The organism is Halobacteriovorax sp. (genome assembly GCF_048381875.1).
Classification (GTDB): Bacteria; Bdellovibrionota; Bacteriovoracia; order Bacteriovoracales; family Bacteriovoracaceae; genus Halobacteriovorax_A; species Halobacteriovorax_A vibrionivorans.
The window spans coordinates 15,004-32,496 of the sequence record NZ_JBLXBP010000007.1 but is presented as its reverse complement, the minus strand read 5'-3'; the positions used below and the strand labels follow the sequence as shown (position 1 = coordinate 32,496).

Sequence of the window (17,493 nt, the reverse complement as noted above, 5' to 3'; positions counted from 1 at the left end):
GTAGGAACTTAAAAAAACTAAACATTAACTAGCCCTTAAAATATATAATTAATTAATAAAACGCTATATAATAGTTAATTTAAGCTTTTAAATAATTGAAAATTACATAATAATAGTTAGAAAATTATTTATTTTTTAACTATTTTTGAATTATTGTTCACTCAATGCATTTTTACTTACATCTTTTAAAGGTTTAATTATATATTGAAGAACTGTTTTCTTTCCAGTTAGAATATTAATATTTGCAATCATCCCCGGTAAAATAGGTAAATCTGGAGCAAATTGGTCGTGATTAGCCTTTACTTTTACTAGATAAAATATATTGCCATTTCTATCTTCAAATGAGTCAGGGGAAATAGATATTAACTTCCCTTTTAACAATCCAAATTTAGAAAAATCATAAGCTGTAATTTCAACTGATACATCTTGTCCTTCCCAAATTTGTGCTCTATCAGAAGTATTAACTCTTGCCTCAATAGTTAAAGAGTCATCTAAAGGAGTAATTTCTGCCATCTTATCACCAGGTTTAACTATTCCACCTATTGTGTAAAAGTATAGTTTATTAATGATTCCATTTACAGGAGAGATAACATCTTTTCTAAGCTCTCTATCTGCATTTGCTTTGTTTTTCTCTGTTAATTTACTTATTTCTGCTTTAAGTGCTGAATACTTTTGAAGATGCTTAGTTCTTATTTCAGACTTAACTGTTTGAATTCTTTTTTTAGATTCTTGAATCTCTTCATTAATGATAGGTATAGAGTTTCTTGTATCAGAAAGTTTAGTAACAATGTTTTGCTTTTTTGATAACTCACCTAAATACTCTTTTTTAGAAACAACTTTCTTTTTATATAAAGACTCTAAAATTTTCATATTTGCTTGTGCAAGATTTAATTCTAAGCTTAAATTTTCAAATTTACTTTCTGCTTCTTTCAGTTTGTATTGCTTTTGTTTTAATTGATCTCTTGCTATTTCAATCTTAGTAATTGAGTTATTAAAATCTTCATAGAAAATTCTTCTTTCATTTTCTACGATATCTGGAATTTTTTCTAAAAGTTCAGGGGGAAACTCTACTGATGATTTTTCATCAATTAGAGCCTCAAGTCTAATAAGGTTTGCTCTGTAAGCTAAAAGGTCTATCTCTTTTGATTTTAAATCAGCTTTAAAGAACTTATTTGAAAGAGTGTAAATAACATCACCTTTAGCAACTTTTTGTCCTTCATTCACTTTAATACTTGAAATTATCCCACCTTCAAGGTTCTGTAATACTTTTGTTTGAGAAGAAGGAACTACCTTTCCAGCACCTCTTACAACTTCATCTATTTCACTAAAAAAAGACCAAGTAATAAAAGCTATAAAAAATAGCATGATAGGAACTACAGATACATAATAGTTCCATTTAGTCTCTTCAAAAAACTTATTATTCATCTGTTATCTCTTTCCTTGAAGTGCAGCCAACACTTTATCTTTGGGTCCATCTGCAACTATTTGACCATTATTTAAAACAATAACTCTATCAACTAAATCTAAAGCTGCAAATCTATGAGTAATCACAAATAGTGTTTTATCTCTCATTAGCTCTTTTAAATGCATAATTAATTTCTTCTCTAATCCAACATCAAGTCCAGTTGTAGGCTCATCTAAAAGTAATACTGGAGGGTCATTTAGTATTGCTCTTGCAAGAGCAACTAAATGTCTTTGCCCTACTGATAAACTACTTCCTCTTTCCCCTACTTGTAAAGCATCACCTTGACCACTTTTTTTAACTAACTCCTCTAAACCAGTTAGTTTAATAAGTTCCATCATTCTTTCTTTACTAATAGGATTTGATAATTCTATATTCTCTTTTAATGTTCCAGAAAATAAAAATGGCTCTTGAGTCATAACACCAATATTTTGTCTTATTTCAACAGGATGCATAGTAGAAATTTCATGTCCATCTAAATATATATTTCCACTTGTAGCACTATCAAGTCCAGAGAGCAACCTTAAAAAAGTAGTTTTACCAGCACCAGTTTGTCCAATAATCCCTACTTTTTCTCCAGGCTTAATTTTTAAGTTACAATCTTTTAAAGAAGGATATTTACTATTTTTATAGAAAAACTCAACATTAGAAAACTCAATATCACCTTTTATTTTTCCAACACCTATTTCCATATTATTATCATTTTCAAGGGGTAGATGCCAGAATTCATTTATATTATTTAAAGACTCTTTTATCTCTTTAAATCTAATAACCATCATAGAAGTTTGAATTACAGGAACCATTGCCCTACTTGATAAAATAGTTACAGCAATAAGTCCCCCAACTGTTAAATTATTTGAAGCAATTTCAAATACTCCAACAACTATAACCATCATCGTCACAAATTGTACTACTGTTTGAGAAAGGTTCATTGAAAATACATTTAATGATTGTATTCTTTGTCCTATAGAGTCAGTTTTGGCAACTAAGTTTCTCCAGTTAAATAGTTTTGTAGAAGAGGCATTTGTAAGTTTGATTATTTCACTACCTTGAATTGTCTCTACTAAATAAGAGTTTTTTGCTTGTACATTTTCTACATTCTTTTTACTAAGATTTTCAATAGGCTTTTGCATAAAATAATTAAAAAGTACAATAAGTATAGCAACTATAAAAGGTACAGCTGCAACTGCTGGTGAAATAAGATAGATTACAAGTAAAGCTATAAAGAAAAATGGTAAATCAATAACTTGTAAAATAGATTTTGTAGCAAAAAAATCTTTTATTTGATGAAGTTCTCTAAAAAGATTTGCCTTTGAACCAACTAACATATTATCATACTCAGATTTGATTTTAAGCATTCTTTTCATCAGCTCTTCTTCTAAATAAACGCCTAATTTTTTACCTACATTTTCTATAATATGATTTCTAACACTTTTAAAGTAAACATCAAAAAGAAGTATTATAACTACTCCACTTGCAAGTACAAAAAGAGTTTCTGTTGCATTATTTGGAACGACCCTATCATATACACTCATTGTAAAAAGAGGTACGGCAAGGGCAAACATATTTATAAAAAGTGTTAAGAAACCAACTTCAATATATGAACGCCAAAAAGTTTTTACAGGAGACCAAAACCAATCTTTTGTTCTACTTGATTCTATTAGTTTCTCTTTTTTAGGGTCTCTAAAAATCAAGATAGCTTTTTTAAAATTTCCTAAAAAGCTTTTATTTTCTCTTACTTCTTTATTTGTTACTGGGTCATATAAATAAACATCTCTATCTTTTTTTAAAAGAATAAAAGGCTTATCATGTCTATCAAAAATAACACAAGGAAAAAAGTGAGCAGGAATATCTCCTGCTTCTATATTTTTTGAAACAGCTGTAAGTCCAACTTCATTTGCAACATCAATTGCTAACTCTTTGGTAAAACCTTCTCTTGAAGATGCACTAATATTTAATATTGTCTCTAATGAAATATCCCCAAAATAAAAGTCTAATACATATTTTAATGAATATATTAAAGGGTATTCGTCTCTACTAATAGTCTCTTCCAAAAAATTCCTAACCTATTTTTTTATTTTAATCTTAAAATTTGAAAATAGTTTATCATAAACAGACTGAAATACGTTATCCCAAACCCCTAAACTCTTTTGTCTAAAGATTTTTACACTTTTATACCAAGATGAATTCACACCTTTATTTTGCCATCTAAAATCTGGAACTTTTGGAACTAAAACCCAAGTTGGAACATCAAGTGCACCACAAAGATGTACAACTGAAGTATCAGAAGAGATAACTAAATCAAGCTCTTTTACTAATGATGCTGTTTTTGAGAAATCTGTTAATTTATCACTTAAATCAATAACCTTATTTGTTAAACCTAGTTCTTCAATTTGTTTTTTATCTTCACCCAATTGAAGGTTGTAAACATTGATTTTATCATTATTTATTATAGGTAAAAACTTTTCAAGCTCTAATACTCTTTCTTCATAGCTTTCTGAAGTAGTTGAGGCAGACCAACAAATACCAATATTGATTTTCCCTTTTTCTTCTTTCACTTCTAAATCTTTATCTTTTGTTGCAAAAAGATATGGAGTATTTGTTATAAGCTCTTTATTTGAAGAAATTCCTAAAATATAAGGCATACTCATAATTGATAGATGATAATCAAAAACTGGTGTTGGCTCACTTCTATGTGTTAAAACATCAATCTCATCTATACATTTAAATAACTCTTTTAACTCATCTCTACACTTAACAGCTATTTTACATCCAAACTTCTCTTTAAATTGAGGCAAGAATCTAATAAATTGAATTGAATCACCAAAACCTTGTTCAGAGTGAAGTAAGATAGTTTTACCCCTTACATCTTCATTACCTTTAAACATTGGCTTTGAAAAAATATCTTTGTTGTTTAGAATATGACCTTTCATTTCGTCTTTTCTATATCTCCACTCATACTCTTTGAATCCTTCTTTTAAGTCACCCTTTGCAAGAAGAATAGTTGCTAAATCAAAGTGAGCATTTTCAAAAGTAGGATTTAGTTCAATTGCTTTTTTATAAGAATCAATTGCTTTAGAAGCCTGACCTAAATACTTATATGAAGTTCCTACATTACTATAAGCATTTGCTCCTTTTGGGTCTAATTCAATGGATTTTTCGTGAAGCTTTGCTGCTTTTTTATAATCTTTTAACTTGTTATATACATTCCCTAGATTTGTATATGCTCCTGCATTTTTAGGATTTAAATCTATTGATTTATCAAGATTTTCAATAGCTTCATCATACATTTTTAGTTTATTATAACAAGCTCCAATATTTGCAAATAATTCTACATATTTAGGATTTATATTTAGGGCTATTTTAAAGATTTCTATTGCTTCTTTATATTTTTTTTGTTTGTATAAAACTACTCCAATATTATTTACAGCTTTATCAAAATTTGGATTTACTCTTACTGCATCTTTATATGCTTGAATTGCTTTGTTATTGTCATTTAGATTTTCAAAAACCATTCCGATATTGTTGTATGCGTGATAGTTTTTTGGATTTACTTTTATACCATCAGCATAAACTTTTAAAGCAGCCTTATAGTTTTTAGTATCTTTTAAAAGATTTCCTAGGTTATTATAAGTCATAGAGTTTTTAGGGTTTGTATTTATTGCTTTAATATAAAAATCATAGGCTTTTTTATTATCACCTAAAGCTTTAAAAATTACACCTAAATTTCCTAATGCTTCACTATTTTTTTCATCAAGTTTTAAAACCTCTAAATAGTGATTTTTAGAAGATTCTAAATCACTTTTAGAGTAAGCCTCATATGCTTTTTTTAATAATTCTTTTATATTTTCATTTTTGCTCATAATATTCCTATTTATTGAATTACAATATCAAGTGTTACATCTACTCCATTATCATTAAGAGTATAAGAACCACCATTAGTTAATGCTGTAGTATCTCCATCATTACCACCGTATTTAGTACCGTCTTTAGCTGTAAATTCTAATTTAGAAGCTGCATCTGCATCTAAAATAAGTTTTAAATTAGATGAACTATCACCTGCCCAAGAGTTAAGTAAATCTGCTGTTAATTCAAACTCTGAACCAGTTCCACCATTATCTAAATTTAAATTAGTAAAGTCTATTTCTTCCATATTTGTAAATGAGTTTGCATGTCCAAATACTGTGTCTGTTGAAATACTTTGTGTTGTTCCGGTTAAAGTAATTTTATCAGCATTTGTATCACTTCCACCATCAATAACAAAGTCATCAATATTTGCAAAATCTAAAGTGAAGTTATCATCTCCAGCTCCACCATTTATATTTGAAGGTTCATCTCCACTTAAAGTAATATTATCATCATTTGATGAAAGATTTAAGTTTTCAAAATCTCCTAATTTACTAAAGTCTAAATCTCCTGAAACAGAATTAGTTCCAAATGATAAAGTATCATTTCCTCCTGAATCAGAGATATTTGTAAACTCATTAATAAAGTTATTAAACTCAGTTGTATCATCAAAAGAGATATTATCATCTCCGCTAGAAAGGTTTAGATTTTCAAAACCACTTACATCAATTAAATTTGCTGAATCAATATTCCCAGAGCTTGTTATATTTAAAGTATCTGTTCCTATTGTTCCACTATCTGAAATATTATCGTTTACATCAATGTTATTATGAGAAACATTAATAGTGTCACTTCCTTCACCTAATTCAACAGTATCATTTCCATTACTTAAATTAACTTCATCATTACCACTTCCAGTAGTTATAGATAGATTATTACCTGCTGTTTCATTTATAGTGATATTTCCTGTTGAAGAAGAAGCATTAATATCTACTGATAAATTGTTGAAAGTAGTATTTCCAGTCATATTAGCTGTTAAATCTATAGAACTAATATTTGACATATCAATTACTCCACCACTTCCATCTAAAGCTAATGTGCCAGTACCATTTATAGTATGTCCACTAATTATAGTTGCATCAGCACTTAAGGTATTTGAAGCTGAAATTTCTATAGAGTTTGAACCATTATTTACAGAACTAATTTCAAAATCACTACTTACTTTTATATCATTTGAAATATTTGATAAATCAATTAAAGATGCGGAACCACTAGTAATATCAACAATTCCATTTCCAAGTACAGTTTTACTTGAAATAACATCTGCATCAACACTTATTGTTTTTGTTGCAGTTGTTGTAATAGTTCCAACAGAAGCATTTAAAGAACTTACAGTCACACTTCCATCTAGGATTATATTTGTAGAAATATTACTTAAGTCTAAAGTCCCATTGGCATCAGTTATTTGAACTGTTGCTGTTCCAGTTTCAGCTACTGCCATAGTTCCTAAAGCTGCAATTGTTGTTGTTAATACAACTGCATTATTTAATGAAATATTTTCTACATTTGTTAAAGTACCAGTTAAAGTAGTATTTGAAGTATAAACAACAGTATCATTTCCACTTCCCGTTGAAATATCTAAACTACCATCATCAGTTTGCACTTGAAGATTTGCAGATGAAGCTGAAGCATCTAAATCTACCCCTAAATTTTGTAAAGTTGTAGAAGAAGAATCAAAGTCACCTGTTAAAGTATTAACTGTAACATTAGCTAAATCAATTGTTCCAGAACCTTGTAAGTTTAATGTTCCTGTACCATCAATTGTTTTGCCACTTATATCTGTTGCATCTGATACAGTTAAAGAACCATTTACTGTAATATCACCTTGATTTACTTTACTATCTTCTAACGTCACTGTACCTGATACTGTTATATCATTTGATATTCCACTTAAATCAACAGTCGTTGATGTCCCTGTTACAACTACATTTCCAGAACCATTAATTGTAAGACCATCTAACACACTTGCATCTGCTGTTAATGTTTGCCCATTACTTACAGTAATAATACCTGTTCCTGCATCACTTAAAGTAATACTTGAATCAAGAATTAAATTGTTTGAGATATTACTTGCATCTAATGTTCCATTTGAATTAATAGTTAAAGTTCCAGTTCCATTTACTGTAGCTCCTGAAACATTTGAAACATTTGATGTTAAGTTACTTCCATTGATAGTAATTGTTTCAATAGAAGTTAAAGTTCCTGATAAAGTAGTATTTGCAGTATAAACTACAGTATCATTTCCAGTTCCACCATCAATATCTGTTGCTCCATTTACAGTATTGATAATATCATTACCATTTCCTGTTTGAATAGATGATACACTATTTTGAGCATTTATTGTAATATTTGCACTTGAAGCTAAAGCATCAATATCAACTCCTAAACCATTTAATGTTGTTGCAGTTGTAAAATTACCATTTAATGTAGATACATTTACATTTGATAAATCAACTGTTCCACCACCTTGTAAGTTTAATGTTCCTGTTCCAGTAATAACTTTAGAACTAATATCTAAAGCATCTTCAATTGTAAGTACTGCACTATTTCCTAAAGCAATATCTCCTTGACTTACTTTATTATTCCCTAAAATTACTGTTCCATCAAAAGAGATATCATTTTGAACTGCACTTAAATCAACACTCGAAGAGTTTCCAGTTGCTGCTATATTTCCAGCACCTGAAACATCTACTGAGTCAAGTTTATCAATTGCTGTTGTTAATGTAAATCCTGAACCAACTTCAACTGTAGAATCACCAAAACTTCCTGTGAAAGTAGAACTTCCAGTAAATTTGATAGTTTCATTTGCTGAGTTAGTTAAATTTAAAATAGCTCCAAAATCACTTGAACTATTACTACTTACTTCTACAACTACACTTCCATTTCCATTTACCTCATCTAAAGTTGTAGCTTGTGATTCTAAAATAGTAGTAGTTCCATTATTAACTGAGATTACATCTAAAATATTATTTGTACCATTTATATTTTTTGATGTTAAATCAATTGTATTATCTAATTCTAAAGTAACAAGACCATTTGCAGTTCCAGTTTTATTTATTGTTATATTATCAAAGTCAAAATCTGCACTATTTGAAGTACCTTCAATGATTAAGTTTGCATTTCCTTGAAGTTCAATATTTAAAGTCTCATTATCTAAATCTGTTGCACTTAATGTTAAAGTATCACCATTTGCTACTACTATATTTTCAAAGTTTAAAAGTGTTACAGAAGATAAATCTAAGTTACCACTTAATTGTAAAGTATCTGTTCCATTTCCTGCATCTAAAGTATCAAGTCCACTTGTTGATGTTACAACAAAAGTATCATTTCCTGAACCAGTTTTTAAAATCTCTACATTATTTAATTCATCAGTTGTAGTTCCACCAATAGTTAATACTGATTGAGTATTACCATTTACATCAACTGTTATATTTTGAGTTGAAGCAGAATAATCAGCTGTATCAATACCACCTTTACCATCAAATGATTTAAAGTCAGTATCATCTTTTACAGAATCATTTATTAAAACATCATTTTGATTTGTACCAATAAAGTTTTCAAAGTCTGTAAAACTATCTTCTCCATCACCACTTACTGTTCCTGCATCATGATCTAAAGTGATTCCTGTACTAGAACCATCGTAAGATAATGTATCTTCACCAGTTCCTGCTTTAAAGATATTATCATTTGCATCACCTTGAACAATGTTTCCATTTTCATTATTTGATACATCAATATTTTCTATATATCTTACTTGGTCTACTCCATCACCTGTTGCATGATCAGCATCAGCTCTAAGATTGATATTAATAGCATTTGTACTTCCTGAATAATCTACCCAGTCACCATTTGCTCCATCATTTCCACCATCAATAATGTCATTTCCTGAGCCACCAATTAAAGTATCATCACCTTCTCCACCAAGTAAAGTATCATCTCCTGCATTACCAATTAAAGTATCTGAACCATCTCTTCCTTCAAATACATTATTTTCATCATTACCAACCATAATATCATCTGATGAAGTTCCAATAAATCCTTCAATATTTGTAATAGTATCATTCCCTGCAATTGTAATAACACTATCTGTACCACCTGAAGCATTTAAAGTTACATTTAAAGGTCCATTTACACTGCTATAATCGATAACATCAATATCATCTCCACCATCAATATTATCATCTCCATCATTTGTTGAAGCAACAAATACATCATTTCCAGTACTACCTTTTAATGTATCGTCTCCTACTCCTCCAATAATAGTATCATTATCTGCTCCACCATCAATATAGTCATTTCCAGCTTCACCATCTATTATGTCTTCTCCAGCATTTCCAAGAATTGTATTTTGACTACTATTCCCAGAAAGTTCATCTCCAACAGCACTTCCTGTTAAGTTTTCAATATCTATTAAAGTATCATTACCATCACCTGTTACATATGCTGTTGCATTACCAGAATCATTTAAGTTAATTACAACTTTTGCTCCAATATCAGTATAGTCTGCTGTATCTCCTGTACCTACACCAGTTCCATTTGCTCCACCATCTAAAACATCTGAGCCTGCTCCACCTATTAAAGTATCATCTCCTGATTCTCCATAAAGTGTATCGTTATTGTCTCCACCGTCAATAATATCATTTGAGTCTCCACCCCAAAGAGTATTTACTCCATTATCACCTGTGATATCATCTTCGTATTGACTTCCCTTTGCATTTTCAATATTTCTTACAGTTTGATTATTTAAACCAATTGTTGCATTATCTCCTAATTGTAAGATTACTCCATTTCCACCAGTTAAATTAGTATAATCTAAAAGGTCTGTTCCTGCTTCACCATTAAGGAAGTCATTACCTAATGAACCGTAAATTGTATCATCACCACTTCCCATAATTAAACTATTAACAGAACTATTTCCTTGAACAATGTCTTTATTAGCTGTTCCTGTAACATTTTCAATATTTGTTACTGTTTCAGTATTACCAAATGTATCTATTGTTCTATTTCCTGCAATTGATGTAGCGTCATAATTTAAAGTTGTACCACTTAAGTTAACAACAACACCATTTGAACCATTTGCTTTAAATAGCATAGTATCACCATCAGCATCATGAGTACTACCATTAATAGTGTCTGTTCCCTCATCATTTAAGATAATATCATCACCACTACCTGCATTTATGTTATCAGAACCAATTCCACCTTCTATATAGTCATCTCCAGCATCACCATAGATTTCATCATCTCCATCATCTCCATAAACTGTATCATTGTTATTTCCAGCATGGATTTCATCATTATCATCTCCACCATTAATAAGGTCATTTCCATTTCCACCATAAATTAGGTCATCACCACCTCTACCATCAATAGTGTCATTTCCACCATATGTTCTTATCTCATTATTTTGGTCATCAAATTTAATAATATCTACTCTATTACTATTATCAGCAGTATAAATATTTTGTACTTGATATACTAAATCTGTATTTCCTGTTCCATCATTTTGTATTTCCTGGAACGTAATACCTGTATAGTCATTTACTCCATCTTTGTCTACATCAACATCTATAGTTTGAGTAACATTTGCATCAAAAATAATTCCAGTAGTTCCCTCATAGTCTCTATAGTCAATAGTATTTGTTCCACTTCCACCAATAATAGTGTCATTACCATATGCTGATTCAATTCTATCATTACCAGCACCTAAATCATAGATGTCATCTCCAGCTTCACCTCTAACTCTATCATTTCCAGCATAAGTAATAAAGCTATTAGCATTACTGTTACCAAAGAAGTTTCTACTATCAGTATTTGTTTCTGAATCTATAATATTATCAATTCCATAAACTCTTGTACTTCCTACAGTTCCACCTTCATCAAGATTTACATATGTTGAACCTATATTACTATTTTCAAAGCTTAGCCAATCATTTCCTGAAGCTGCTGTAGTTGTCCCACCATATAATCTATCATTTCCATCAGTATAATATAGAGTATCATCTCCATCTCCACCTTGGATAGTATTATCAGAGTCATCTCTTCCTGCTAACTTATCATTATTTTTAGAACCAATTATATGCTCTACATTTGTAACATAGTCTTTTCCACCAAACCCATCTTCTTGTACTGCAAAATCTGTTTTCCCAGCTGTATCAGTTTGACTTCTATCTAAATCTATATCTACACCAACATCTGTAGAAACTGTTTCAAATGTAATAGTATCTCCAGAAGAGTGAGTTCCACCATCAATATAGTCATCACCTCTACCACCATCAAAGATATCATCACCTGAAAGTCCAAAGAATGTATCTTTGTAGTCATTTCCATTATCTGTACCTACATAACCATTAAATCTATCATTTAATCCTGTTCCAATAATTGTTTCAATATGGTCAGCTAAAGTATCTGTTCCATCAGTACCTACATCTACTGTTGCTCCAGTATCCGTTCTATTTACTACAATTCCTGAACTTGTGATTATTTGTTCTTCGTATGTTAAAGTATCAGCTCCACTTCCACCTGTGATATTATCATCACCTTTGTCAAAATAGATAGTATCATCTCCGGCTTCACCATCTAAGATGTCGTTACCTTCTCCACCATAAATGAAGTCACCATCAGCTCCACCTAAAATAGTATCAGCTCCTTCATCACCTTTTAAAGTATCAGCTCCTACTCCACCTTCAATACTATCATTACCACTTCCACCTAAGATTCTATCTGCACCATCATTCCCTAGAAGTGTATTGTTTGCACTATCACCTTTTATATTATCATCATTTGTACTACCAATTATTACTTCAATATCATTTGCAATATAATCTTCGTAACCAAATCCATCATCTATAGTTTTATCTTGGTCTAAATCAACATTTACACTTACATTTCCATTTGTAGAGAAATCTAAAGTATCAACTCCTTCTCCACCGATGAAACTATCTTTTCCATTTGAAGAGTAGAATGTATCATCACCTTTATTTCCATCTAAAGTGTTTATTTCTGTTGCAATATCACTTCCTTTGATAATATCATCATTTTGAGTACCAATGATATTCTCAATTCCTTCTAAATTATCAAATTTAGTATTATCACCTACTAGTTGAACTTCTTGTTCATTATTAGTTGTAGCATCATTATCATCCCTTGATAAGTCTACATTTATAGCCCTACCATCATTTGAATCAATTGCACTATAATCAACAGTATCATTCCCACTATCAGTATGAGTTCCCGTACTTACATTTCCACCATAAATGAAATCACCATCTAATGTTGCATGGAAAGTATCATTTCCATCAAGACCTAATAATAAGTTTACTTCACCTGTTTTTCCAGTTATAGTATCATTTGCACTTGAACCTAATACATCTTGAATATCATAAAGAGTATCTACACCTTGACCTACTCCATTTGCTTGGTTATTTTCAAGGTTTATAGTCATATCAACATTTACATCAGAATAATCTATTACATCCCTTGAAGCATCAAAACTTGAGCTATTTTGCTCGTTTCCATAGATAATATCATTTCCAGAACCAGCTCTAAATGTATCAGCTCCCGTTCCACCTACTAAAGTATCATCTCCTGCATTTCCATAAAGAATATCATCAGATTGTCCACCAAAGAACTCATTATCAGCACCATCACCAATAATTGTATCAGCAGAGTTTGTTCCAATGATATTCTCAACTCCATCAAGATATTCACTATGTCCAAACCCATCATTAACAACTCTGTTATTTGGGTCTGCTTGTGTTAAATCAATATTAATTTCTTGTGTACCATCTGAAAAGTCAACTGTATCATCAAGTCCTGCTCCACCATCAATATAATCTTTTCCATCAAGACCTTTGATAGTATCATTACCATCACCTGCAATAATTGTATTGTTTCTATTATCTGCAGTGATAATATCATCTTTAGAAGTACCAATTACATTCTCTATATTTACTAAAGTATCAGTATCAACACCTGAGATTGCAGAACCAGTGCCTGTACCATTTAGTGTTACAGTAACAGAAGAGTTTAAATCAGAGAAATCAACTGTATCTCCATTTGCACCTTCACTTCCACCATCAATATAATCACTTCCTGCTCCACCTCTAATAATATCATCACCTGCTGCTGTAATTAAAGAGTTTCCTTGGGCATCACCATAAACTGTGTCATTTCCACTTCCTGTTATAATATGCTCAACTCCATCAATATACTCTTTATTTCCATAACCATCATTTTGAACTCTATAAGAAGCATCATCTCCTATAGTTTGTTCTTTTGTCATATCAACTACAACATTCTGACTACCATCTGAGAAATCAATAGTATCTTGTCCATCACCACCTTTAAAAGTATCTGCACCATCTAAACCTATAAGATAATCATTTCCACTTCTACCTTCTATTAAGTTATCAGAATCATTACCTTTTATATAATCTGCTTTTCCAGTACCAATTACATTTTCTATATTTGAAATTGTATCTGTCCCAAACTGTTCATGGATTCTTTGAGAAGAAGTATCTGAAAGGTCAATCTCTATACCAGTAAAGTCACCACCATTATAAGTTTCTGCAGCTACAACTCTTGTATCACCTGTATCATCATTGATTAATACTTTTGTAAAGTCTAAAGTATCTGATGCACCATTTGGCATTCCAGCATCACTATCATCACCATCAATGATATCATCACCAGTTCCTGCATAGATATAGTCATTTCCAGCTCCACCTTCTACAATATCAGAACCTGCTCCTTCAGTAATAGTATCATCACCAGCTAAACCATAGAAAGCATTTGAAGTTGCATTTGAGTCAATATCAACAATAATATCACCACTTCCACTAATATCAGAACCAATAATATTTTCTATACTATTTCTGTAATCTCTTTCTGTTCCTACAAAAATGAAGTTTCCATCTGTTTCTATAGTTGATGTAGCATTAGAATAATCAGCTGTATCTGAACCTTCTCCACCATAAAGGTCATCATCACCAGTTCCACCCTCTAAGGTATCATCATCGTCTCCACCTTCAAGTCTATCGTTACCAGCTCCACCTTTTAAAATGTCTTCTCCAATTCCACCTTTTAAAGTATCTTCACCATCTAAACCAGAAATTGTATCATTGCCAGCATTACCTTCTAAGATATTATTTTGATTATTTCCTGTAATATCATCAGCTTGTTCAGTTCCTTTAATATTTTCAATATTACTTACAGTGTGAGTATTTCCATTTATTGATACATTATCTCCATCAATGTCTGTTAAGTCAACAGTTACACCATGAGTAAGAACTTGTGAATAATCAACTGTATCTCCTGCACTTGTATTAGTTCCACCATCAATATTATCACTATCAAAGTCAGTTCCTACAAAAGTGTCATCACCTTCATTACCTTTTAAAATATCAGCTCCACTTCCACCATCAATGATATCGTTTCCAGCTCCACCTTCTACACTATCAGCACTAGCACCAGAATTAATTGTATCTGCCCCATCATTTCCAAGGATTGTGTTAACTTCTGCATTTCCTGTAATTGTATCGTTTCCAGAAGTACCAATTACATTTTCTATATCTTTTAATAAATCTTGTTTAGAGTTTCCACTTACTTGTGCTGTGGCAAAGTTATTACCATCAAGGGTACTTAAATCTAATACTAAATCTGAAGAAGAGTTAGAACTATAATCAATCCAATCTCCTGTAACTTCTGAAGTTTCAGTTCCACCTTCTATAGTATTATTTACCCCTGAAGCAGTTACAAAAGTATCATCGTAATCTGAACCAACTATATGTTCAATAGAGCTTAATGTATCTCCATCACTTGCTGTTCCTGCATGTAAATTTACTGTAACACCAGCAGTTAAAGCAGCATAATTATAGTTTGCTTTATCAGTTCCAGCTCCACCATTTAAAATATTTGCACTTGTATTTCCAGTGAAAGTATCATCCCCACTAGTTCCAGTTATATTTTCAATATTTCTAATAGTATCTGTGTGTTGTAAGTTTCCAGCGTCATCATAGACTTGAACACTTGAATCAGTATCTGTAGTTTCTGCTAAAGTAGCTACAATTTTATTATTTGAATTAGTTAATGCACTATAATCAATAGTATCACTATCATTTGCATTTGTTCCACCATCAATAGTATCAGCTCCGTCATCTTGTGCTGTTGCAAAGAATGTATCGTTTCCTGTTCCACCACTTAGAGTATCAGCATCTGCTCCACCATAGATATTGTCATTTCCTTCATCACCTGAGATATTATCTGCACCAGTTCCGCCATAAAGAGTATCGTTGTCATTTCCACCTAATAAAGTATCACTTCCTGCTTCACCCCAGATTGTATCATCACCACTTCTACCCTCTAAGATATTATTTTCGCTACTTCCTTTAATAGTGTCATTCTCTTCTGAACCAATTACATTTTCAATATCATAAAGTTCGTCTGTTCCTTGATCATTTAAGTTTGAACTATAAGCTTCACCTTTTGAAGCTAAATCTGTAGTATCATCAGTTTCTAAATCAACAGTCATACTTGTAAGAGCACCACTGTAATCAACTGTATCAGACTCGCCATCATCAACACTTACTGTAACTTTTCCTCCACTTATAGTAACAGTTCCACCAGCGATGATATCATCACCTTTATCACCTCTTATAGTATCATTTCCAGCTTCACCTTGGATAGTATCGTTATCTGCTCCACCTTCTATATAGTCATTATCTGCTCCACCATAAATTTGGTCTGCATCTGCTCCACCATAGATACTGTCAGCTCCTGCATCACCTCTTAGAGTATCAAAACCAGAACCACCTCGAATGACATCATTGTCAGCTCCACCTTCTAAAAGGTCACTTCCTTCTTCACCCCAAAGTTCATCAGCTCCAGCTCCACCATATAAAGTATCACTTAAAGCATTTCCTTTTAAGACATCATCTCCACCCATACCAGAAATAGTATTTGCTTGATTATCACCTGTGATATTATCATTTAAATTTGTACCAATTACATTTTCAACATTTGTGATTGTATGGTGTACATTTGTTGTATCTCCATCAACATAAACATTTGCAGGACTTCCTGCTTGAAGTACAATATCTACACCTCTATCAGTAGAGAATCCAGTAGTTATAGTGTTATAATCAATAGTATCTATTTCACTTCCACCGTCAATCACATCACCACTATAATCTGAGAGGTTTATAGAACCTACATTGAAGCTATCATTTCCAGCATCTCCATATAAGTAGTCTGCATCAGCTCCACCAATAATTGTATCAGCACCATCTCCACCATGAAGTTCATCACTTCCAGCCATACCAGAGAGAGTATCGTCTCCTCTTTGTCCATAAATAGTATTTGAAGCACTATTTCCAATAATAGTATCAGCACCATTTATTGCTGAGTCTGAACCTTTAATGTTTTCAATTCCATATAATGAATCTCTTTCATCACTTCCATCATTTTCAAAGCTACTATTATTGTTGCTGTCAATAGTTACTGTTGAAACTGTATTCTCATTATCTTCTAAAGTTACAGAGATTTTATTTTGATTTGTATAATCAACTGTATCACTACCACTATCTGTATGAGTTGCTCCATTATATGAACCACCATAAATAGTATCATCTCCACCAAGACCTACAAAAGTATCATCTCCCGCATTTCCACCTTGTAAGATGTTTGCATCATTTGTACCTTGCATACTGTCATTTCCAGCTCCACCAATTGCATTTTCTATACTATAAATAGTATCATCATCAAGTGAATCTCCAAGAACTGTTGAGCTATCATTTAATAAGTCTAGTCTTAAATCTTTTGAGCTATCTAAATACTCATAACTAATAGTATCATTACCTGTTGAACCATTAATTGTATCAGCTCCTGCTCCACCTAAAAGTGTATCTGCACCTGCTCCACCAAAGATTGAGTTATCATTTGAGTCAGCATAAATTGTATCATCTCCACTTCCACCAATAATATTTTCAAATCCTTTAATAATATCATTATCACCACCTGTGATATCAACTTCCCAAGAGTCATTTCCACCAGTTCCATCAAAATCATTTGTAGCATTTTGACCAATATTTACAGAGATATCTTCACTTAACTTAGAGTAGTCTAAA

At 31.5% G+C, this 17,493-nt stretch carries 4 protein-coding genes (1 of these 4 only partly in view); all 4 read right to left on the bottom strand.

Annotated elements, in window-relative coordinates; translation table 11 throughout:
* Positions 1-150: 150 nt before the first annotated feature.
* Tightly spaced (at most 12 nt apart), the 4 genes in view from ACN5L8_RS14765 to ACN5L8_RS14750 form a layout consistent with a single transcriptional unit that may run on beyond the window.
* Positions 151-1,425, bottom strand: a complete 1,275-nt coding sequence (locus ACN5L8_RS14765) for an HlyD family type I secretion periplasmic adaptor subunit (RefSeq protein WP_419173380.1) — start codon at positions 1,423-1,425, stop codon at positions 151-153.
* A gap of 3 nt (positions 1,426-1,428) precedes the next feature.
* A complete protein-coding gene (locus tag ACN5L8_RS14760) occupies positions 1,429-3,516 on the bottom strand; it encodes a type I secretion system permease/ATPase (protein WP_419173379.1) in 2,088 nt (695 codons plus the stop codon).
* A gap of 12 nt (positions 3,517-3,528) precedes the next feature.
* A complete protein-coding gene (locus ACN5L8_RS14755) occupies positions 3,529-5,325 on the bottom strand; it encodes a tetratricopeptide repeat protein (protein WP_419173378.1) in 1,797 nt (598 codons plus the stop codon).
* An 11-nt stretch (positions 5,326-5,336) separates the two neighbouring features.
* Positions 5,337-17,493, bottom strand: the end of a protein-coding gene (locus ACN5L8_RS14750; protein WP_419173377.1) for a beta strand repeat-containing protein. Its footprint extends 14,909 nt past the window's final position; the window shows 12,157 of its 27,066 coding nt (coding positions 14,910-27,066); its start codon lies off the right edge, out of view; its stop codon occupies positions 5,337-5,339.

Coding starts and splice junctions, on each gene's coding strand:
- ACN5L8_RS14765 (WP_419173380.1), bottom strand. CDS start 1,425: ATGAATAATAAGTTTTTTGAAGAGACTAAATGGAACTATTATGTATCT.
- ACN5L8_RS14755 (WP_419173378.1), bottom strand. CDS start 5,325: ATGAGCAAAAATGAAAATATAAAAGAATTATTAAAAAAAGCATATGAG.